Consider the following 22326-nt stretch of genomic DNA (forward strand, 5'->3'; position numbering starts at 1 on the left):
TTAAAGGGGATGTGACTTGAGAGCAAAACTATTTATACTCATTTTCGTTTGTTGCGCTGCCGCACTACTTTTCCCAAGTATGCCCGGTACAGATTCATTGAAGACTGTTTTCCGGTTAACGGACGAGCCGAATGAAGTGATCGTCAGAGGTATGTCTGGCTCTGCGTTGACAATTAATATATCGTTCGGTGACGAGGAAGTGGAGCAACTTATCCGCGAATTACAAGCTCCGTATCCATTGCTTCTTCTTGATATGGAATGGGCAGAACGGTATCCCGAAATTGTACAATTGATCAAGAAACGTAACATCCCAACCGGCTTATTGGGACATGCCGGGATGAATTATGAACAAAACTTACCTCTCCTAAATGAGCAACTTGAAAAATATGAGGATTTCTTCGGTACAAAGCCGCTATGGTTTCGAACGTCCGATGAACAGTTTCCGTACACTTTGCGTAACGCCCTTTGGGATATCGAAGTGAACGCTCTCGGTTCATCTGTCCGTTGGCATACAGGAGAGCCGCCACCAGTCATCGAAGGAGAAATTATTTCATTGCCGCATCATCGGGAACAACGGATCACGTTAACAGATTTCAGGAAGTTAACTGAAACACGGAAAAACAAATCATTGGAAGATGTTCTTTTCAACATGTCTATTAAGACAAAAAAAATGCCGGAATAAACAAAAGCGTAGGGCGCCTGCCTAGAGACGACGGGCATAAGGCAAAGATGTGAAGTGGCGGTCTTTGCCACGTAACAGCTTTGACTTATGCCCCCGAGTCTCTGGCGCCCGGAGTCTAGACGTAAACAAAAGCGCATAGTGCCTGGAGTCTAGACGTAAACAAAAGCGCAATTCCCCGTTCATTTGAGGAACTGCGCTTTTATCATTTTGCTTCTGCCGCCAATTTTTCTGATCTGCGCGCTTGTTTACGTGCATCAAGTCTTGCCTTGTCCTCATCGGATTGGCGATTATATTTTGGTAGCATAAGAATTTGATACGCATTTACCGCGAGAAGCGGGAATAATAATATTGTTACCCATGAGTCGATATTGCCCGAACGCACCATCAATGCCGGCAACCATTCAAGCGTTGTAATGACGATCATAAAAAACAGTGCGGATATGAGAGTATGTTTTTTCGTCCATTTTGCTTTGAAATACGCTGTAACGATGGACACTCCCAATAACGAAAACAGCAACGTCAAGTATAGGATTGTCCGTCCAGTATCCCCCGCTGTCAGCTTGAATCTGAAAAATATTAAGTCAAAGATGACAACCGCGATGATGAGCAGCTGTACCCAATTCCATAACGTTAACGATTTGAATAAGTTCACACCGAATTGGTGCACCGTCAAGTAAGCAAAGAAGCCCATTTGCGCGACGACACTCATCGTGAATCCGAGAAAGATCATCCATAAGAGTGCGCCAATAAACTCCGTATATTCACCGGTCGACAAATATTGTGAAAAGAAGTCCCAACGGACGATTAAACCAAGAATCCCCGTGACAAAGCCTCCGATGAGTAGTGCAGTAAAAAAGAATTTAACCCAATTTCGTATAGTCACGATACTGTTCCCCCGTTTTTAATTGCTGTCAATAGTGTATCAACATTTTACGGAAAAATCTATTTCCTTAGATGTGTAATGCATATTCCTTCTTATATTGTGAACAATAATTGAAAAAGCACTCGGAAGGGAAATTGATCTCATGATAAAAAAATGGGTTCATTTACTTGTATTTGCCATACTTTTATCGGGCTGCACGATGCAACAACAAGGACCGAATTATGACGAAATGAAGAAAATGATGACGGACTCATTGCAGACAGAGGATGGAAAAAAGGCTATCCGGAAAATGTTGTCTGATCCAGAATTCAGGGAATTGATGGTGTTGGAGCAACCAGAAGTGAAAAAGTCTATCGAGGATACGTTATTGTCGAAGAAAGGCGAGGATTTTTGGAAGCAGGCATTTGAGGATCCGAAGTTTACCGAAAAAATTGCAAAAAGCATGAAAGAACAACAGCAAGACATCATGTCGAAGTTAATGAACGATTCTTCATTCCAAAAAGAAATGGTTGAGTTTTTCGGCCAGCCTGACATGCAAAAGCAAATGGAAACGATATTGCAATCGGCAAATATGAAAAAACAGATGGAGAAATCAATTGAAGAGACAATTAACAGTCCGTTACTTAAAGCGAAATGGCAGGAACTAATCCTCAAGGCGGGAGAGGTTGCACCAACGGAAAAAGGTGGAGGCGGCGAATCCGGAGGACAATCAGGTGGTGGAGGTGGAAAAAGCGGCGGAGGGGGTCAATAACCTTCGCCGCTCGCTTTTGTTTATTTTTGAGTCTTATCGATAACCGCCTGGGCGATTTCCGTGTATGTTTGGCCAATCGGATGGTCTTCCGCATAAACGGAAGGGGCAAAATCGGTTTCGTTCCAATCGGGCTGACCAAGTGGAATTTGTCCTAAAAGCTCAGTGCGTAATTCTTGAGCTAACCTCGTGCCTCCTCCTTGACCGAATACGTATTCTTTTTCGTTCGTCAGTTTCGATTCAAACCACGCCATATTCTCAATGACACCTAGAAGTTCATGATCTGTCTGAAGTGCCATCGCTCCTGCACGCGCTGCCACGAATGCAGCCGTCGGGTGTGGCGTAGTTACGACAATTTCCTTAGAGGACGGAATCATTTGGTGAACATCGAGTGCGACATCTCCTGTACCTGGCGGCAAGTCCAAGATGAGGTAATCAAGCGGTCCCCAATCGACGTCGCGGAAAAACTGATCCAATACTTTCCCGAGCATCGGTCCACGCCATACGACCGGTGCATTGTCTTCTACAAAGAACCCCATCGAAATCACTTTCACGCCAAAACGATCCACAGGAATGATCCGGTTTTCACGTATGACTGGCAACTCAGTAATACCCATCATATCCGGCACACTGAATCCATAAATATCCGCGTCAATCAGTCCAACTTTTTTCCCTAGACGTGCAAGTGCAACCGACAAGTTTACAGAGACGGTAGATTTACCGACTCCACCTTTCCCTGATGCAATTGAAATGAATTCAATATCGTTCAACGGAGACAGTAAATCTTGAGCTTCTGCCTCCGTTGCCGTACCACGGAATTTTTCTAGCGTTTCTGCTGGAAGCTCTTCAAATCGAATACCAACTGAATCTGCACCCGCAGCCTTTATTACTTCAACGACCTTCATCTGCAAATTCATTTGCTCCGCCGTGTTGATTTTGGCGATGGCCAATTTTACACTGACATGCTTTTTCTCAGGTTTAACCGATACACTGACAATTCCATCGGTCTCAACAAGAGTCTTATGTAAAAACGGATCCTTCAACTCGCCTACAACGTCACGGATAATCTGTTCGTTTATCAATATGGCCACTCCTTAAAGGTTTATTCATGCCCCCCAAGTATACCATATTGATAGTTCTACAAAGTCTGAATTCGTCTTCACTGTTTGTCAGACAAATGAAACTGAATAATTCCTTCCACAATTGCATCCGCCACTTTTCCATGATAGGCCGGATCTGTCAACAATGCCAGCTCATCTGGGTTTGAAAGGAACCCTGTTTCTATTAGAACTGACGGCATTGGAACCTTTTTCAATAGATATACCCCTTTGATAGCTAAAGCTTCACGATCGGTATTCTTCAAATTCGCAACGAAAGATCCTTGAATGGATCTGGCTAACAACTCTCCTCCAGGATGTCCTTCAGCATGGTAAAACACTTGAGACCCCCGCCATCTTGGGTCTGGGATTGCATTGACATGAACACTAAGGAACATATCAGGACCCTCTTCGATTGCAATGCTTTCACGCAATTTCAAATCCGCCATCTTTCGTTGCCGCGTCGTTCCGAACTTCTCACCCGGAGCATGTTCCGCAAGTGCGTCTCCTTCCTTTTCACGCGTCATGACAACCATTGCGCCCTTCTTTTCTAATCTCTTTTTTAATTCATGTGCAATGCTTAATGTAATGTCCTTCTCAATTACGTCACCAACCGACGCTCCGCCATCCAATCCCCCATGTCCAGGGTCAATGACAATCTTCAGACCCCCAAGTTGTTCGGGCATGAAAAATCCTCTGTCCGAGGCATTCACACCGTAAAGAACGACAAGAAGGGAACTTGCAAATAATAGCCCGATGATAAGCCATCGTTTCAATCTCACACCGCCTTTTTCATCACTATACGCAACCCTTGGCCAAGATATGAATGCTTGTATCTACAAAAGCGGAGGGTGGCGGTTAGCTACGACAGGCATAAGGCAGATCCGCGAAACGGCGTTTTTTTGCCGTGCAGCGGAGCTGACTTATGACCCGAGTAGCTGCCACCCGGAGTCTAGACGTAGACAAAAAAAGAAGCCTCTTCGGCTTCTTTTTTCAGCGCTTATTCAACTTCCCCTTGCCAGTCCAGCATACCACCGACCATATTAGTCGCATCATAGCCTTGCGCTTCCATAAATTCCGCTGCACGTCCGCTTCGACCACCCGAACGGCAAATGATTACATACGGCTCCGCTTTATCAAGCTCTTCCAAACGCTCCTCAACTTCCCCTAATGGAATATGGATTGCGCCAGGAATCTTCCCTGATGCTACTTCATCATCTTCCCTTACATCAAGCAAATGAACAGTTTCACCGTTCTCAAGCTTCTGCTGTAATTCTGCTGTCGTAATTTCTTTCATATCAAATCCTCCTCGTATTGACTCACTTCATCTTATATAGAAGCGAAGCATGACGTCCAGCACTTTGATTGTCAATTAGCAACTAAAATAAGGACTGCCACAAATTCGGCAGTCCTTTTAATTCAGTTTCTTAAATTAACATACCTGCAATGGCTGCACTCATCAGATTCGCAAGTGTTGCTGCAATAATTGCACGCAATCCCAGTTCAGCAATATCCTTTCTTCTTGAAGGAGCCATTCCTCCCAAACCGCCAATTAACATGGCTAGCGCAGAAAGGTTGGCAAAGCCACATAGCGCAAAGCTGATCATAGCGACGCTCTTAGGTGATAGACTAGCTATTTCAGATGCGAAGGAAGTGTAAGCAACGAATTCATTCAATACAAATTTTTGACCTATAAATGAAGCGGCTTGCAACGCTTCTTCCCAAGGTACTCCAATTAGGAAAGCAATCGGGAAGAAAAGATACCCTAATATTTGTTCCAAAGTCAATAATTCAAACCCGAAAACTCCACCAATCGCTCCGATAATTAGATTGATTAAATAGATAAGAGAGATGAATGCAAGCAACAATGCACCTACGCCTGCCGCTATTTTCAATCCATCCATCGCCCCGCGCGATGCCGCATCGATGACGTTTCTGGATTCCTCATCTTTCATCATTTGAACATTTTCAGCTGTATTCAATGATTCTGTTTGAGGAACGATGATTTTCGCAAATAACAATCCCGCTGGAGCGCCCATAAAACCTGCTGCTAATAAATATTCAATAGGAACACCCAGCATAGCGTAACCGCCTAACACAGCACCGGATACACAAGCCAAGCCCCCTACCATCACTGCAAACAGTTCTGATTTAGTCATTTTTTCAATATATGGTTTAACGACTAACGGGGCTTCTGTCGGACCAAGAAAAATATTAGCGGCAGCTGACATCGATTCAGTCTGACTCGTCTTGAGAGCTTTTTCCAAAAGCCCTCCAATGATTCTTGTCGCGAACTGCATAATTCCGAGATAATAAAGTACTGATATTAAAGAAGCGAAGAAAATGATAATGGGTAATACTTGAAATGCAAAGGTAAAACCTACATTTTCTGCACCTAAGACTCCTCCAAACAAGAACTGAATTCCAGCATTGGATGAGTCAATCACTTTTTGGACAATCCCTGAAACGTGTTGTAAAACCTCTCTTCCGAACTCCCATTTCAACACGGCAAAACCAAAAATGAGTTGGATGGCTAATGCTCCAAAAACAGTTCTCGGATTAATGGATTTACGTGCTGTTGATAGGGCCCATGCAATTGCTAAAATACCTATGATGCCGCAAATTCCCCAAATGTATTGCATAGTATCTCTCCCCTCATGTTGAAATTTGAGTTAGTGACCTGTTCGGTATCTATTATTTAGAGTTTTCTCCGCTTACTTGCTTCGCTAATTCCGTAATATAATCGAAGAAGCTATCGCGATTCACATCATACACAACGTTTACCGGGCGCCCGTCAGGTGTTTCCACTGTACGTCCTTGACTCGGTCCATCCGGAATGACAATGCTGTTAACCGTTTTTACTTTAACTAGATCTGTTTTGCCGATAAATGCAGTTGTTAACACGTCCCATAAATAGTACGTGGAATTTGTTTTAAAGTGGACGAGTGGCGGTACCATTGCATAACATTGACCAAGGAAATCAACACCGATATACTTACGATCCTTTGCCCAACGTTCACGCACATCCAAAGTTAGAGGTACTTGATTTGTACTTTCAAGCGCGACTAAGTCAATTTCGATACTTGTTTCCCATACCCGTGCAGCTGCTTCAGGATCCCAGAACACATTCCATTCCGCTGTTCCATCATGTTCAGGCTCATGAACATTTCCATCTTCACGGAAAGTGCCACCCATCCAAACGAGTCTATCAATTTTCTCTTCAATATCTGGCGCCTCGTCCAATGCACGAGCTAAATCAGTTAGAGGTCCAGTAAATAATAAAGTCGTCTTCTCCGAAGTATTTCGAATCGCATCGATCATATGAAGATGCGCCGGCTTTTCTGCTACTGGCGTAATGATCTTTCCGGATTCATTTAATATCGGTAATGCATCTACAAGAAACGCATGCATTCTCCAGTCTTTTGGAAAAGGATTTTTTCCTCGGGAGTTTGATTCAGCTACATCGAGGCTAACACCATTCCCAAAGCGGTCTATAATTTTTCGGCTAGCAAAAACGGCTGGCTCTAAATAACAATCTGCTGGTATGACTGATACACCTGTAAGCTCGACATTTTCCATTCGTAGTAATAAGAACAGCGAAATGAGGTCGTCGACTCCACCGTCGTGATTAAAATAAATAGGTTTTTTCGTCATTCTAAATCATCCTTTTCAATAAAAAGTGTTTGAATTAGTCTCCCGTTATTAGCGAAAAGATATTCATTTTCTTATGAAGGCACTCATCTTCTAATAAACGTAAAAGAAACCGGGTATACACTCTACCCGGTTTGTCGAATTACAAAGGGAAAAATACTGGAATACATTAGAGCCAGTTATTCTTTCAATGTAGTCCGGTAGTTTACGGTTACCAGGTAGAAACGCTTGAGCCATATTCTCAAGCATATACATTTACTATTCAAATGAGATTAATGCATTTTTCGTAAAGCTGTTTTTACTTTTAAAGTTATATCACACAAGGTTTTTCAAGGTCAATACACGTATTAAATGTTGCTTTTTTTTGACAACTGAAAGTTCACGTTTAATTAATTACCTACCATGAGTATGTAGACTTCTTACAAACAACAAAATATATTCAAACTTCCTTGACATTTATAGTTGAAAATATTACGATAATTAAAGGTAATAAATTGCAAAATCTTTGATCACAATAAAATGTGGGGAAACATTTGCGCAATAAATTTCGAAATGAAAAAGCCGATGTTCCCTACGTTGAGGAAACATCGGCTTTTATAAATACCTTGGTATTTTATACCTATAAGGTTAACCAGTCGTTTTTTCGCCTTTCGGTTTACCTTTACCCATAATGGTCTTATGGATGTCATTTTGGTAGGCAACCGCTGCGAGAACGAGAATAACACCAACGATTTGGATAGTTGACGGAACTTCACCGAATAGAAGTACGGCAATGATCGCAACTGTAGAAATTGGGCTGAGCAACAATAGTCCAGCAACAATTGTAGGGTCCAAACGAACAGCACCATATTGAACGAACGTCCATGCGATAGCTTGTCCTAAAGAAGCTAATACAATCATCCAGAACCAGTTCATACCAGTAATTGGATCACCGAGAGTAGTTTCAGGATTCATTGGAAGTTGACCGTTTACAAGTACACCGTGAGTTAAATCGAAGCCACGTCCAGAGATGAACAAGAAAATTACTGGAGCGATAAGCTGAGCAACACCAGCCCATACCATTGGCTGGACAATTTGACCCGAGTTTACACGACCTGCTTTACGGCTCGTATAGAGGTAGATTCCATAACAAATACCAGAAATAGAACCAGCAATTGTACCAAGGACAGCAAGATTAATACCATATACAGTCGTTGGGCCTTCTGTTGTTGGGTCCGCACCATTGAAGATACCACCCGCCAACAATACACCAAGAATCATGACTGGAGCGACGATAAAGAAGCTCTTTGGAATTCTTTCTCTGTCGAATAGGAATGCAAGCGCCGGCAAGATAATGATTTGAAGATTCAATAAGATTGAAGCGATACCTGACCCGACATAAAAGATTGAATAGTTCCATGCAGTAAAGTCAATTCCAAGGAAAAAGCCAGCGATAAGTGAAAGAGTAATCCCGGATTTGTTTAGTTTACCGAGTTTTTTCATTTCACTAAAGACGAATGGAAGCAAGAAAATTATCCCAAGACCAACACGAAGAATAACAGACGTTGCTGGTTCAAAGTTTGATTGTTTTACCCAAGGGGCAGTAAATGCAAGAGCCATGATACCGATGATCAGTATTAAGTACGCCTTGCTATTAGATCCTTTATTAGTAGCACTATTGTTAGCCATAACTTTCACTCCAAGTATATATTCTATGATATTTTTTGAAACTTCAGAGACTATTGCGCTTATTAAGGAAACATAAAAAAGAAGAATTGAGTACGCCAATTTTACTTATTCGAATTCACGCACGCTGTAAGGAACAAACTCATCCTATTTCTTTTTTCAACAAAACTAAATCTGAGCAAGCCATCGGCCATTGATTGCTTTTTCTTCAATCATCTAGGCGCTCACTTCCACTCGTCCAGACTGCTGGAGCTATTCAATTAATTCACGGATGTTAATCCCTTCTAACGAAGGTGCAACGAACTACATTGATCTTACATATACATTAAGCTGGGCGATTAAGAAGACGCCCCAGGCGAACTTTCGCCTTTTGGCTTTTTCCCTAAGAGGACTTTGTGCAAATTATTCTGGTAGGCAACTGCCAACAGGATAAGGATAACACCTGCAATCTGAATAGTTGACGGAATCTCACCAAATAGAATAACGGCAATAACCGAAACAGTAGAAATCGGGCTAAGCAATAATAGTCCCGCTACGATTGTAGGATCCAAACGAATAGCACCGTACTGAATGAATGTCCATGCAACAGCTTGACCGATTGAAGCTAAAACAATCATCCAGAACCAGTTCATGCCAGTAATCGGGTCACCTAATGCCGTTTCCGGATTCATTGGAAGCATACCATCGACTAATACTCCGTGAGTAAGATCGAAGCCGCGGCCTGAGAACAACATAACAATTGCAGGAGCAATTAGCTGAGTTAATCCAGCGAAAAACATTGGTTGAACGATTTGTATTCCATTTACACGGGAAGCTTTACGGCTCGTATATAGATAAGCACCGTAACAAACTCCCGAAATAGATCCGGCAATCGTTCCAAGAACGGCAAGGTTCATGCCCCATGCTGTTGTTGGTCCGTCAGTCGCTTCAGCACTGTCGAAAATACCACCTGTCATTAGTACACCTAGGATCATAATTGGTGCAACAATGAAGAAACTTTTTGGAATTCTCTCCCTATCGAATAGGAAAGCAAGTGCTGGTAAAATGATGATTTGTAGGTTTAGCAAGATTGATGCAATCCCTGATCCTACAAAATAGATTGAATAATTCCAAGCTGTAAAGTCAATTCCAAGAAACAAACCTGCTACAAGAGATAGAATAACTCCGGTTTTGTTGATCTTACCTATTTTTTTAATTTCCATTATAAAGAAAGGTAGTAAGAACAATAACCCAATACCAACACGAAGAATAACAGACGTTGCTGGTTCAAAGTTAGATTGTTTTACCCAAGGGGCAGAAAACGCAACTGCCATAATACCAATGATTAGGATGAGATAGGCCTTACTATTTGACGCTCCGCCTTGTGCTGTCTGATTATTAGACATTTTTTTCACTCCAAGTAAATTAAATTATATAGTTATTTTTAAATACGCCCAAGGCTTTCTGTCGATGAATACGTGAAAAGAATAAATTGTATGGCTGGCGCACTCAGACAATGTCGCGTGCAAACTCCTGCCATAAGTTGTCCATTTCTTTTTTCAACAACACTAAGTCTGACGCAAGCCATCTGACATTCACTGCTTTACCTTCTAGCAGCGCAGCGCTCGCATTTACATGCTTGAACTGTTGAAGTTTTTCATTTACTTTACTGATGTCCAAATTTTTGAGAGAAGGAGAAACAAACCACATTGATCCGACATAAATATGCTCTTCCAACATGCCCATTTGTCCAAGATCCATACGGTCGGGAGAGAACGAGAGGGGATCATAAATCAAACACTCATCTTCCATCCAGACTTGAAAATTTGTTTTTACATCATGATATTCAAATACTTCATCACGCGCAACGCGACCAGGGGATAGAATTTCACCCCAAAGAAGTGTTGAATCTTGTTCCATACGGACGATGGTTTTTCCGCGGAACTTCGCTTCTTCAAAAGGAATAACCGCTTCCGTTTTAAAGGCAAGACTTGCTTTTGAGCCAATGGATACGTCAATGTTTTGCGAACTCCACAATCCGTTAAATGAAGGATAGATCTTCGTTGCTGATTGAGGAATTAGACAAACATTGGCTCCTTCCATGATATCAATTTGAAAATCGTTTTGGTCTCCAGCGACAAGACCACCTGATGTTTCCACCAGATAAACCGTCGCCTCGGATCGGTTAGCAGAATTAAGGTACATTGCCCGACTAGCTCTAAGCGGCGGGTTCTGATAATAATTCGTCATAACCGTTTTGTTCATACGTTTTTCAAATTTCATTGACAAGCAACCGTTATGATTGAGTCGCTTAGTTGGACTCGTTTGCAGATTCATTGGATTTCCCTTCCAAAAATAGATCTGATTTAATCCAAGCAATGATATCCTCGAGACCTTTTTTCGTCTTAATGTCTGCAAAAACAAATGGTCTGCCGTCTCTTGCTTTAATTGTGTCACTCTTCATTCTGTCAAGGTCTACGCCAACGTATGGAGCAAGATCCGTTTTGTTAACCATGAGGAAGTCAGAACGCGTAACGCCAGGACCACCTTTTCTCGGAATGTCGCCGCCTTCGGAAACGTCAATTACATAGATGAACGCATCAACTAATTCCGGGCTGAATGTTGCTGACAGATTGTCGCCACCGCTTTCTAAAAGGATGATGTCAAGATCATCAAAGCGTTGCTTTAATTCATCAATTGCTTCGAAGTTCATTGATGCATCTTCTCGGATAGCTGTGTGAGGGCATCCGCCTGTTTCAACACCGATAATGCGGTCTGTTTCAAGGATTTTCTCGTTAATTAAGTAATTAGCATCCTCTCTTGTGTAAATGTCATTTGTAATGACACCGATGCTGTACTCTTCTTTCAATGTTTCCGAAAGTGTTTTAACAAGTGTTGTTTTACCGGAACCGACTGGTCCGCCAATGCCAAGGTGTATTGTTCTCATTTTCGTAACCTCCTCATATTTTACTCAGTTTAGGTTTTTAGAATTTAGCCTATTGATGAAATAAAACAAAAAACGTTAGTCATTTGGGTACTTTGACGTGTCTAATTAGACGAACTTTCCTACACGCAGGCTGCACACCCTTGTGCTCGAACCTGGACAAGTAAGTAGCTCCAGGTTCGAAGCAGGGAGTATATGTTTAGACGAGACTGCATGTCACCGTAGACCTTTTATGAAATAAACAAACGTGAATGAAGGAATTCGTGCTTCATTGACGCTATTTCAAGGCCGACCGAATTGTTGTCAAGATCATCCAATGTCAAGGTCATTACACGCCCTGCTGTTTCTTGAATGATAGGCAACAAGGAAAAGATCGTTTGCACTCCGCTATTCTGCCCGAGTGGAATGGCACGGACACCGTTTTGAACGAGTGATGTTAAGGATGAATAAAGAAATGTTTCAAGCGAAATCCGAGCATCTACACCGAGCATTGCGGTATAGATACCGTATATGACAGGGTAATGCCCCTTGATTTCTTTGCTTTTAAACTTTCCATACCAAAACTCAAGCAACTCTCCATCATTTAGCGGATATACCGTTTGCAGAAATTGCCGACCCATCATCATGCTTCCCTTTCTTGTTTCAGGGGATAGCTTGATAGCGTGACATATGTTTTCAAGGCGAATAAGCCCTTCTGTATCGTTTTCTTTTGCAAGACGATACGCTTCATTGGCAATAATAGCATCTGTTGAAGCAAGATTTTGCCGGAGATACATGTCGCAGAACTCCTTTAAATCTACTTCATTACGAATGGCATTTGCCTGAATATATGTCTCCATACCGAAAGAATGTGCAAAACTGCCGGTCGGAAACGCCGTGTCGTGAATTTGAATCAGATGCAGGAACGATGGATTAATGTTGGTGTCCCCTATATTTGAACGGTTCTTTGAATCTACGTTCAGATTGTTCATAGGAAACCCCCACTTCATCAATCAGTTTCTCAAGCGTTTCATCATAACGAACGAGAATTTCATCTTCTTCAATAATGCACATAGTGTGTCGGTTGCCGATTTCAAATGCCATTTTTCCCATTTCCTGCATTGTCTTCGGTTTAATGACATATACTTTTTCCAACTTTGTTCGAATGGCAATTAGCGTATTTTCATCTTCATACAGTACATCCCCATAACGAAGGGTATTGCCGCTCTCTAGAGAGATAGCAACCTCCGTACCGTTTTCCGTTTCTTTACGCATAATTCTTTTGTTTAGGTCTTCCCACTCTACTTCAAGCCAGTCAATGTTTTTGTCTGATGACTCAATATCGTTGAGGTTCCCCGCTATTTTTGTAATAAGCAAGTCCTAATCCTCCTTCGTATTTGTGCAGTCTCGCCCAAATAAATAGTTAGCAACTCACAAGAATTAATTCACTATTAGAATAGGAAGTATCTTTGAGCCATAGAAAGTTTATCAAATGGTTCACATGTAAGAACTTCTCCATCAACTTTAACCTCATATGTTTCTGGGTTAATGTCGATATCTGTTACTACATCGTTCCACTTCATGTCTTTCTTACCGATGTTACGGCAGTTTTTCACCGTACCGATGCGGCGTTTTAAGCCAAGCTTTTCAGGTACACCTTGTTGAATAGCAGCTTGTGACATAAACGTAATGTTTGTGTCATAAACCGCTCCACCAATAGCACCATACATACGACGTCCCATAACTGGTTGCGGAGTCGGGATAGAAGCACTTGGGTCACCGATTTGTGCGTATACAATCATACCGCCTTTAACAACGCGATCTGCTTTGATACCAAAGAATTTTGGCTCCCAAAGAACAAGGTCAGCAAATTTACCTTCTTCGATTGAACCTACTTCATGAGAGATACCTTGTGCAATCGCAGGGTTGATCGTATATTTCGATACGTAACGTTTAGCACGGACGTTATCTGAACCGTTTGTTTCCTCAGCTAATGGACCACGTTGCTTTTTCATCTTGTCCGCAGTTTGCCATGTTCTGAGAACCATTTCTCCAGCACGGCCCATCGCAAGTGCGTCTGTTGACATCATGCTGATAACGCCTAAGTCATGAAGAATGTCTTCAGCTGCAATTGTTTCTGGACGAATACGTGAGTCAGCAAACGCAACGTCTTCAGGAATATTGTGCTTCAGATGGTGACAAACCATAAGCATATCTAAATGCTCGTCAATTGTGTTAACTGTAAATGGTCTTGTCGGGTTCGTTGAAGAAGGCAATACGTTTGGATGACCAGCCATTGACATAATGTCAGGAGCGTGTCCACCACCCGCACCTTCTACGTGGAATGAGTGAATTACGTGGCCGTCAATAGCACGGAGCGTATCTTCTAGGAATCCAGCTTCGTTCAATGTATCCGAGTGGATAGCAACTTGAATGTCAGCTTCGTCAGCAACTTGTAGGCTACGGTCAATCGAAGCTGGTGTTGCACCCCAGTCCTCGTGAATCTTCAGACCAGCTGCACCTGCATTGATTTGTTCCATAATTGGAGCAAGAGATGAAGCATGACCTTTTCCTAGAATACCAACGTTAATTGGAAGACCTTCTACTGATTTCAACATTTTTTCAATGTTCCAAGGTCCCGGTGTAACAGTCGTTGCTTTTGAACCTTCTGCCGGTCCAGTACCACCACCGAACAAAGTTGTAACTCCGTTTGCAAGAGCTACGTCAACTTGATCCGGGTTGATGAAGTGAACGTGCGTATCAACTGCACCAGCTGTAACAATTTTACCTTCAGCTGCAATAACTTCTGTAGCTGTACCAACGATCATATTCGGAGTAACGCCATCCATAATGTCTGGGTTACCACCTTTACCGATGCCAACGATATAACCGTCTTTTACACCGATATCCGCTTTGATAATTCCTGTGTAGTCAAGAATAAGCGCATTTGTAATAAGAAGGTCAAGTACGTTTTCAGCACGAGTGTACGTACCGTTTTCCCCCATACCTTCACGCAATACTTTACCGCCACCGAAATTCGTTTCGTCGCCGTAAGTAGTGTAGTCTTTCTCTACTTCGATCCAAAGATCCGTATCAGCGAGGCGAACCTGATCCCCAACTGTTGGACCGTAACTTTCCGCATACTGCTGTCTAGAAATTTTCACTTATCACTCAACTCCTTTGTAACCTAGTTCTTTTAATCGCTTAAGAATTTCTTCTTTGTTGTCGACGGAACCGTTTGTCAAGTCCGCGATACCGTAAACAACACGATTGCCACCAAGTTCAGTTAGTTCAACTTCCATCTCTTGGCCTGGCTCAAAACGAGCTGCTGTTCCTGAAGCAATGTTCAGCCTTTTGCCGATTGCTGCTTCGCGGTCAAATGAAAGCTCTTTGTTTACTTCTACAAAGTGAATATGTGAACCTACTTGGATCGGACGATCACCAGTATTCGCTACACGAATAGTTGTTTTCTCGCGACCAGCGTTAAGTTCGATTTCACCTTCCGCAACGCGGTATTCACCGGGTACGATATATTCTTGTTTACCCATTTTTACTCGCCTCCTATGTTCAGTACATTCCTAGGTTGTTATGCCAATTATTAAGAAATCGGATTGTGAACTGTTACGAGTTTTGTTCCGTCTGGGAAAGTCGCCTCTGCTTGAATATCAGCGATCATTTCTGGAACACCTTCCATAACATCGTCTCTTGTCAATACGTGTCTTCCTTCTTCCATCAGCTTTGCAACCGTCTTTCCGTCACGTGCACCTTCCATAATAAAGCTCGTAATGATGGCCACCGCTTCCGGATAGTTTAACTTAAGACCTCTCGCTTTTCGCTTCCAAGCTAATTCGCTCGCAACGAAAATTTGCAATTTTTCCTTCTCTGCTGGATTTAAATGCATGGTCTACTCCTCCTTTACACTTTATTAACATAATTTATTAGAATAGTAATTTCACTATTCTATTAACTTGCTCGTACAACTCTTGTACTACGTTACGGATTATACAACGTAAGTTTTGAAGCTTGCAACGATAACCTTGAGACTTCACAAAATTGTCAAAGGACATACATATGAACACCTAACAATTTGCTACTCTCATATTAGCGTGATATGCTAAGAACAGTGTCAAAAATGAATATGGAATAAAATAGCACCAGTGTATTTAAAAGTGATACTTTGCACATATAGTCTATTATGGCACCTGTAGGTAGAACACTTGAAACGAGTGCTTTATCTACAGTTTTTTCATCCGTAAACTCTTCTCCTACACATGACCCGAAACTCCACTACTTATTTCAGTCCCACAGTCAGTTGCTCACTAATATTTTCCAAGTATCGTAAATCGTGTTCTTCTTTTTTAGAAAAACTCCTCCTTTCAGTGACGTTCGGAGAAGATCATTCTTAGCTGTTTTGCTGTCCTTACGTCTAGTCATCTTCGATTTGAGAAGATGCATTTTTTAATGTATCGGCATTCCATGTTGTTTTACCCGACTCTTCAAGTTTATAAACCAACTAACCAATTAATGTAAGGAAACAAAAATGACAAAATTGGTACGTTTTTATGCAGATTTTATGAAGTTCCATTTCACCCATATAATAGGAAGAAACTCAGTTTGACTAAACTTAAAATTACGAACAAAGCAGATTATCTAACGTAAAAAAGACGTCGACTATTGTCAACGCCTTCTTACATTTCATTAGTAAAAACCCCATTAAACTAGTTCGCCTGCTGCTTTGACACGAACTCTAGTTGCATTCCCTGGAAGGTATGCAAGTGGTACATCTTCGATATCGACGATAACGAGGCTTTCTTTATTCGCACCTGCATTTATTGCTTCTTCCATCGCTTCTTCTTTAGCTGCTTGCAAAGCATTCTCCCTGCCAATTTCATCTATTAAGTAGATTTTTTCAATCTGCCCACTAACTTGTGAAATTGCAGATCCAATAGCATTTGCAACACCGGAATTTTCAGGGCGATAGACCCCGGAAGCACCTTTCAATTCCTTCGGAAAGAGGACACTTCCCCCACCAACTAAAATAACTGGCATTGGGTTTGCACTTACTTTCATCTTATCAATCGCTTCTTCAACCATCTCTACCATTTTGTTATACACTCGTTGAAGCAATTCCTTGTCCAAATGCGCTACGTTCGATGGATTACCAAGTTCGACTTTTCCTAATGCAACCGCTACATCCGTTGTCGTTAATGTATCACCACCAAAAATCATTGCCTCTTCAGGTAAGCGATACCCTACACTATCTGGCCCAATTGTAAATTCTCCATTTTCCCCAAACCGGATAATTGTTCCCCCACCTAGACCAATTGAAACTAAATCAGGCATACGGAAATTTGTACGTGCCCCACCAATCTCAACAGCTAATGAAGATTCTCGTGGGAATGAATTTACTAAAATTCCTACATCTGAAGTTGTCCCTCCGACGTCAACAACAATTGCATCTGTTAAATCACTTAAATAGGATGCACCTCGCAAAGAATTCGTTGGGCCACAAGCAATGGTGAAAATTGGATACCTCACAGCATATTCTACAGACATTAATGTACCGTCATTTTGACCGAAGAATACCTTCGCGTGGATTCCTTCATTCTTTAATGCTTGAATAAATCCATCCGCAGCTGTTTTCGCCACTTTTATGACAGAAGCATTTAAAATGGCAGCATTCTCTCTTTCTAATAATCCGACAGAACCGATCTCTGAAGACAATGAAATAGAAATTTCTTCACCTAGTATTTCCGTAAATATGTTTCTTGCTCGTTCTTCATGTTCTCTAGATACTGGAGAAAAGACTGATGTAATCGCAACGGAGTCTACTTTCCCTTTTATTTCTTTTGCAATCTCATACAAATGTTCTTCATCTAAAGAAACAATTTCACGCCCATCAAATTCGTGTCCACCACGTACAAGATATACATGTTTTCCAAGTGCTTCACGAAGCTCTGGTTGTACACCAGTCATTGGCTTTACAGCTAAAGTAGCAGGAGCACCAATACGGACGACCGCAATTTCATTTAAACCTTTTCTCTCAACAATAGCATTCGTACAGTGTGTAGTTCCAAGCATCGCATAGTGGATCTCTTCCCTTGGAACATTTGCATTTGCAATTACTTTATGCATTGCATTATAAATACCTGTTGTAACATCGACCGTAGTAGATGATTTTGTTTCTGAAATGACTTGATTATTTTCATCTAAAATTACAGCATCTGTATGTGTTCCGCCAACGTCAATTCCGATTCGATATGTCCCCATTAGTTCTCCCCGCCTTTATTTACAAGTTCTTCAACTGGAATATAATCAACATCATAACCAAAATATTTCGGACCAACTGTTTCAAGCCCTTTTTCTGTACGCCATTTCGGGTGGCACGGAATTCCGATAACGACACATCTTGAACCATAACGGATTCCTTCTGTTGTAATAGGAATACCCGTCTCCGCATCGAGTACTGCAATTAAATCCGGTGTTACGCAAAGTAGTTGTTTGTCTGTTTGCGCAAGTAGATGCTCATTTTGGAAACGAACCTCAAGCGTTTCATCCTTATATTCATTTATTCCTTCAAATGTCGCTAATCCTCTTGCAAATCCTTTTTCTGTTTTACGATTAATATCCGTTACTTTCCCTTGGAACAATTCAAAACCGCCGACAGTTTTTAGTACTTCATGAATCGCATTGGCATTATTCACTTTCGCAAGGCGAATTGTTTTTCCAATCTCTTCTTCCAGTCTTAAAATGTTAGGGATACCACTTTCTTTTAAGTTTTTCCCCCTCATAGGATACATAGCATTCATAACAGAACCACCCATTTGAATCGTAGCAGCACGTGCAATTCGTTCCGTCCAAACATTATCGATCGTTGATAACAATGCTGTGTTTCCTTTTTCATCCGCAATGACAGCTGGTGTCGCTGAAATACCATCTAAATAAAATGTTACCATCTGTAATTCAGGAAAAGCTCTCCCCATTCCATCTGCGTCTACAACTGGCAAGCCTAATCTTGCAGCAAGCGCGAAAGGAAGCATGGAGTTTAATCCACCGGCTTCAATTGGAAACGTCGCATAAACTTTTTCCCCTAAATATTCTTCCAGTTTTAAAAAGGCCTCTATTGCTTCTTCACCACTTGGAATTTTCTCGAGCATTACTGTAGGTGCCCCCATCATAGAAGATGGTACAACTAACGCATCATCAGGTACTTCATCCGCATCTAATACCGTTACTGGACCATACTCCTCAATTGCTTGTAACGCCATAAGCTTTCCGATGTAAGGATCGCCACCCCCGCCCGTTCCGAGTAGAGCTGCACCAACTGCAATATCTTCAATTTCCTGTTTTCCAATTATCCTCATTTCACCAAACCTCCATTAAGTGTAAGTTTCTTATGCTGTTTTATCTTCCATGTTGTTGTTCTTTGAAGAGTTCTTTATGAGCAAAGCGCCAATATAATAAACAACCGCGCTAATTAGAAGTGAGTTAATAGAAGGAATCCCTACTTCTATTGTATAACCAGCAGCAAAACCAGCTATCCAAGCAATCATCGTAATTGGATTCATCTTCCCAACCTCTGGTAATGCCCCTACTTTACGTGTTTCATCCAATTCTTTTCGACTTGTTTTTAAGACAAAATACTCGACTACCATAATTCCAGCGATTGGTGGAACAAGTACACCTAGGAAAATAAGGAAGCTTACAAAGTGGTCTAAAATTCCTAGAATCGATAACACCGTACCAATTACCCCAATAACAAGAGTTACTTTTCCTCGATTTAGTTTCAAGTTGAATAGAGAGTCAAATATATTTGTGAATCCTAGTGAGGAAGAATACAGATTCAAGTTATTAATCTTCACCGTGGATAATACAACAACAAATGCACCAAACCAGCCAGCAGTTTGTACCATAATATTGACAATATCGTTTGTTCTAGCAGCGAGTGCAAGTAATACTGCAATCATATTAATACCAAGTTCACCAACGAGAATACCTATCGTCGCCATCAAAAAAACATCTTTACCACTTTTAGCAAATCGACTAAAGTCTGGTGTAATAACAGCACCAATAATAAATCCTCCTGCAACCATCGTTGCAGCAGCGCTCATTGTTAAGACGTCTCCAGCTGGAGCAGCCGTTAACAAATCACCAAACGAGTAGTCACTCAATACGTGATAAATCCCAAAGCCAACTGCTAATAAGAAAGCAGGAACCGTAATTGTTGCAGTAATACTTAGCAACTTAAAACCGAAGATAACGAGTACCGTAACACCTAATCCAGTAATCGTTGCAGCGAGCGGAAGTGGTAATTTACCTTCAGTCGCGTGCACAAGACCTTCTGCAAATACGGAATTCTGAACACCAAACCAGCCAATACAAGCAATCGCTATAACAGCACCGATAATACTCGATCCATATCGTCCAAAACCTGTATACCTTGACAACAAACTTGTTGAAAGTCCTTCACGCGCACCAGCGTAGCCTAGAAGAAAGCTTATGATTTGTAAAATAACACTGCCAAGTACTGTCGCCCAGAACGCTTGCCAAAATGTCATTCCATATCCTAAAGTCGCACCTAGCATAAACTGACTAATCGTTGCTAATGCTCCAACTCGAACAATGGTAATACTCCATAGTGATTGTCGTGCTGACATCGGCACCCGTGTTAATGAATAATCATCTCCAATAGCTGCTTTCGCTTTTGCTGTATTCTCCATTTTCTTTTGCCTCCTCATTTTAGATGTTTAGTGTAAATATTGTGACTTTTTTTCTTATGAAAAGGCAAACAAACTCTTTTTTGCATAACCTTTCGATTGATTCGAAACTCTTGTTGCTACGAGGTTTTACTATGTGCCTAAATATAATTTAGGCTATTGAATGTATTTCCCATTCAATTCCTCGAATAACGCATGAATGATTTGATTTGCCAGTACGACTTGTTCTTTTAAATCTTCATCATCGTATAACTTAACTCCCCAAAAAACACCATTACCAATTAGTACAAATTTCTTCACGATACGATCCATTTCCGAGGAAGATATATTCGGATATTCGACTTGCAGAAGTGATTCTAGTGTAGTAACAAGCCATTCGTTATAACGAATCATGTGGTTATACAAATACGTTGAAATTTCCTTTATAGGAGAAGTTACGAGTGAAATGTATGCATCCGTCCCTTCCATATCCCCTTTATGGTGAGAGACTATCCCCTGAATCATCGCCGTGAAAATTTGTTCAACAGGCTTATCCTCGTTTTCTTTTACTATGCACCTCATTTCCTCAAAGTGGTTATCCAATAACTGTTGAAACGCAGCTACAAATAGCTCCTCCTTATTTTTGAAGAAAAAATAGATTGAAGGTGGTTTTATCCCGACTTCATCGGCAATTTTCCTCATTGTTGCGCCATGATACCCATGTAGAGCGTATTGTTTTATTGCTGCATTTATCAATTTTTCCCGAATATTATCACCACCTAACGAATGTTAGGGTTAATTATATTTGCATAATTTTTTGGAGTCAATATATTTTTTCAATGATTTAGTAAAAATGACTTTTGCGATACAACAGAAAAAACAGAAGTATCCCTGTTTTACTGCATATGAATACGTTTCCACAAATTTAATAAAAAAAATTATAAACTTTTGTTTAGACACATGAACATACCCAATAGAGAGAATTTGGAAAGGAGTAAGAGTAGAGGAAAATTGCATCATATAAAAAGTAAAATGCCGAAAGAAATTTTTATGTGTGTTTGAACGTTATTTTTACGCATGAAAAAAGACCCTTTCCACGAAAGTGAAAAGAGTCTTGAAACGCAAATATTAACGTTTTGAGAACTGAGGTGCACGACGCGCGCCTTTAAGACCGTATTTTTTACGCTCTTTCATGCGGGAATCACGTGTAAGCAATCCTGCAGCCTTCAACGTGCTACGGAAATCAGGATCAACAGTCAATAGAGCGCGTGCTACGCCATGGCGAATTGCGCCTGCTTGACCTGTGAATCCGCCACCGTGGACGTTTACATGAATGTCATAGCTACCAAGTGTTTCAGTTGCAACAAGTGGTTGTTTAATTACTTCACGAAGTGTTTCGAATGGTACGTAGTCTTCTACGTCACGTTTGTTGATGACAATTTTGCCTTCACCAGGTACGAGACGTACACGAGCTACTGAGCTTTTACGACGGCCAGTGCCGATATATTGTACTTGTGCCAAAAGTGTTTCCTCCTCTTAATTATCCGCGAAGCTCGTATGCTTCTGGTTTTTGTGCCGTATGTGGATGTTCCGATCCAGCATAGACATGAAGTTTCTTAAATGTTTGACGACCTAGAGGACCTTTTGGAAGCATCCCTTTAATCGCAAGTTCCAACATTTTAGTTGGGTAGTTTGTACGCATTTCTAGCGCAGTACGTTGCTTAAGGTTACCTGTATAGCCAGAGTGGCGATAGTAGATTTTATCTTTCAATTTATTTCCAGAAAGTTGAATTTTCTCAGCATTGATGATGATAACGTGATCACCTGTGTCAACGTGTGGTGTGAACGTAGGTTTATGTTTGCCGCGCAAAATTGCTGCAACTTCAGAAGCTAGACGACCAAGCGTCTGTCCTTCAGCGTCGACAACGAGCCATTTACGCTCTACTTCGTGACCTTTAGCCATGAATGTTGTACGCATGTATTGTTTCCTCCTAAAATTATC

The 22326-nt window shown here is 41.3% G+C and carries 23 protein-coding genes and 1 riboswitch; of the genes, 2 read left to right on the forward strand and 21 right to left on the reverse strand.

The genetic code is table 11. The features are described 5' to 3' along the window. Positions 1-16 precede the first annotated feature (16 nt). A complete protein-coding gene (locus QM454_RS04340) occupies positions 17-682 on the forward strand; it encodes a hypothetical protein (protein ID WP_432362041.1) in 666 nt (221 codons plus the stop codon). A 202-nt stretch (positions 683-884) separates the two neighbouring features. On the opposite strand, the gene QM454_RS04345 is transcribed toward QM454_RS04340, so the two are convergent. Further along, entirely contained in the window at positions 885-1565 is a 681-nt protein-coding gene (locus QM454_RS04345; protein ID WP_432362044.1) for a KinB-signaling pathway activation protein, read from the reverse strand. A gap of 142 nt (positions 1566-1707) precedes the next feature. Between QM454_RS04345 and gerD the strand changes: the two genes are divergently transcribed. Then, positions 1708-2316: a spore germination lipoprotein GerD gene (gerD, locus tag QM454_RS04350; protein ID WP_432362047.1), complete on the forward strand. Its 609-nt coding sequence runs from the start codon at positions 1708-1710 to the stop codon at positions 2314-2316. A 20-nt stretch (positions 2317-2336) separates the two neighbouring features. On the opposite strand, the gene QM454_RS04355 is transcribed toward gerD, so the two are convergent. From QM454_RS04355 to rplM, 20 genes are all read right to left on the reverse strand, one after another. Next, positions 2337-3395, reverse strand: coding sequence for an Mrp/NBP35 family ATP-binding protein (locus tag QM454_RS04355; RefSeq protein ID WP_432362049.1), 1059 nt, complete (start codon positions 3393-3395; stop codon positions 2337-2339). Positions 3396-3472: 77 nt separating this feature from the next. After that, complete coding sequence (locus tag QM454_RS04360) at positions 3473-4186, reverse strand: N-acetylmuramoyl-L-alanine amidase (protein ID WP_432362052.1); 714 nt, start codon at positions 4184-4186, stop codon at positions 3473-3475. Positions 4187-4410: 224 nt separating this feature from the next. Beyond that, on the reverse strand, positions 4411-4707 hold the full coding sequence (locus tag QM454_RS04365; protein ID WP_432362054.1) for a rhodanese-like domain-containing protein: 297 nt from the start codon (positions 4705-4707) through the stop codon (positions 4411-4413). 130 nt (positions 4708-4837) lie between these two features. Then, the gene (locus QM454_RS04370) at positions 4838-6052 is read right to left on the reverse strand and encodes a NupC/NupG family nucleoside CNT transporter (protein ID WP_432362057.1); all 1215 of its coding nucleotides are present in this window, start codon (positions 6050-6052) and stop codon (positions 4838-4840) included. A 52-nt stretch (positions 6053-6104) separates the two neighbouring features. After that, positions 6105-7064 (reverse strand): nucleoside hydrolase, encoded by a 960-nt coding sequence (locus QM454_RS04375; protein ID WP_432362060.1) that lies wholly within the window; start codon positions 7062-7064, stop codon positions 6105-6107. A gap of 170 nt (positions 7065-7234) precedes the next feature. Then, a riboswitch (purine riboswitch) is annotated at positions 7235-7336 on the reverse strand. 352 nt (positions 7337-7688) lie between these two features. Beyond that, complete coding sequence (locus QM454_RS04380) at positions 7689-8729, reverse strand: DMT family transporter (protein WP_432362063.1); 1041 nt, start codon at positions 8727-8729, stop codon at positions 7689-7691. Positions 8730-9064: 335 nt separating this feature from the next. Continuing rightward, on the reverse strand, positions 9065-10111 hold the full coding sequence (locus QM454_RS04385; RefSeq protein WP_432362066.1) for a DMT family transporter: 1047 nt from the start codon (positions 10109-10111) through the stop codon (positions 9065-9067). 103 nt (positions 10112-10214) lie between these two features. Beyond that, positions 10215-10988, reverse strand: coding sequence for an urease accessory protein UreD (locus tag QM454_RS04390; RefSeq protein WP_432362069.1), 774 nt, complete (start codon positions 10986-10988; stop codon positions 10215-10217). Positions 10989-11016: 28 nt separating this feature from the next. Further along, positions 11017-11652: an urease accessory protein UreG gene (ureG, locus tag QM454_RS04395; RefSeq protein WP_432362072.1), complete on the reverse strand. Its 636-nt coding sequence runs from the start codon at positions 11650-11652 to the stop codon at positions 11017-11019. Positions 11653-11879: 227 nt separating this feature from the next. Continuing rightward, positions 11880-12620, reverse strand: a complete 741-nt coding sequence (locus tag QM454_RS04400) for an urease accessory protein UreF (RefSeq protein WP_432362075.1) — start codon at positions 12618-12620, stop codon at positions 11880-11882. Further along, positions 12562-13005 carry an urease accessory protein UreE gene (locus QM454_RS04405; RefSeq protein WP_432362078.1) on the reverse strand — a complete coding sequence of 148 codons (444 nt, stop codon included), beginning with the start codon at positions 13003-13005 and terminating at the stop codon, positions 12562-12564. The genes QM454_RS04400 and QM454_RS04405 overlap by 59 nt, the downstream gene beginning before the upstream one ends. Before the next feature lie 74 nt (positions 13006-13079). Then, positions 13080-14792: an urease subunit alpha gene (gene ureC / locus QM454_RS04410; RefSeq protein ID WP_432362080.1), complete on the reverse strand. Its 1713-nt coding sequence runs from the start codon at positions 14790-14792 to the stop codon at positions 13080-13082. 3 nt (positions 14793-14795) lie between these two features. After that, on the reverse strand, positions 14796-15176 hold the full coding sequence (locus QM454_RS04415) for an urease subunit beta (RefSeq protein ID WP_432362083.1): 381 nt from the start codon (positions 15174-15176) through the stop codon (positions 14796-14798). A gap of 50 nt (positions 15177-15226) precedes the next feature. Then, positions 15227-15529, reverse strand: coding sequence for an urease subunit gamma (ureA, locus tag QM454_RS04420; RefSeq protein WP_432362085.1), 303 nt, complete (start codon positions 15527-15529; stop codon positions 15227-15229). An 812-nt stretch (positions 15530-16341) separates the two neighbouring features. Further along, positions 16342-17898, reverse strand: a complete 1557-nt coding sequence (locus QM454_RS04425) for a hydantoinase/oxoprolinase N-terminal domain-containing protein (RefSeq protein ID WP_432362088.1) — start codon at positions 17896-17898, stop codon at positions 16342-16344. Continuing rightward, positions 17898-18992 (reverse strand): DUF917 domain-containing protein, encoded by a 1095-nt coding sequence (locus tag QM454_RS04430; protein ID WP_432362090.1) that lies wholly within the window; start codon positions 18990-18992, stop codon positions 17898-17900. Before QM454_RS04430 ends, QM454_RS04425 begins: the two co-directional genes overlap by 1 nt. A gap of 30 nt (positions 18993-19022) precedes the next feature. Beyond that, positions 19023-20348 (reverse strand): purine-cytosine permease family protein, encoded by a 1326-nt coding sequence (locus QM454_RS04435; RefSeq protein ID WP_432362093.1) that lies wholly within the window; start codon positions 20346-20348, stop codon positions 19023-19025. Positions 20349-20501: 153 nt separating this feature from the next. Next, a complete protein-coding gene (locus QM454_RS04440) occupies positions 20502-21080 on the reverse strand; it encodes a TetR/AcrR family transcriptional regulator (protein ID WP_432362095.1) in 579 nt (192 codons plus the stop codon). A gap of 372 nt (positions 21081-21452) precedes the next feature. Continuing rightward, positions 21453-21845, reverse strand: a complete 393-nt coding sequence (gene rpsI / locus QM454_RS04445) for a 30S ribosomal protein S9 (RefSeq protein ID WP_432362098.1) — start codon at positions 21843-21845, stop codon at positions 21453-21455. A gap of 19 nt (positions 21846-21864) precedes the next feature. Continuing rightward, positions 21865-22302: a 50S ribosomal protein L13 gene (gene rplM / locus QM454_RS04450; protein WP_432362101.1), complete on the reverse strand. Its 438-nt coding sequence runs from the start codon at positions 22300-22302 to the stop codon at positions 21865-21867. Positions 22303-22326 lie beyond the last annotated feature (24 nt).

Origin of the sequence: Sporosarcina sp. UB5, assembly GCF_050859005.1 — a bacterium.
GTDB lineage: Bacteria > Bacillota > Bacilli > Bacillales_A > Planococcaceae > Sporosarcina.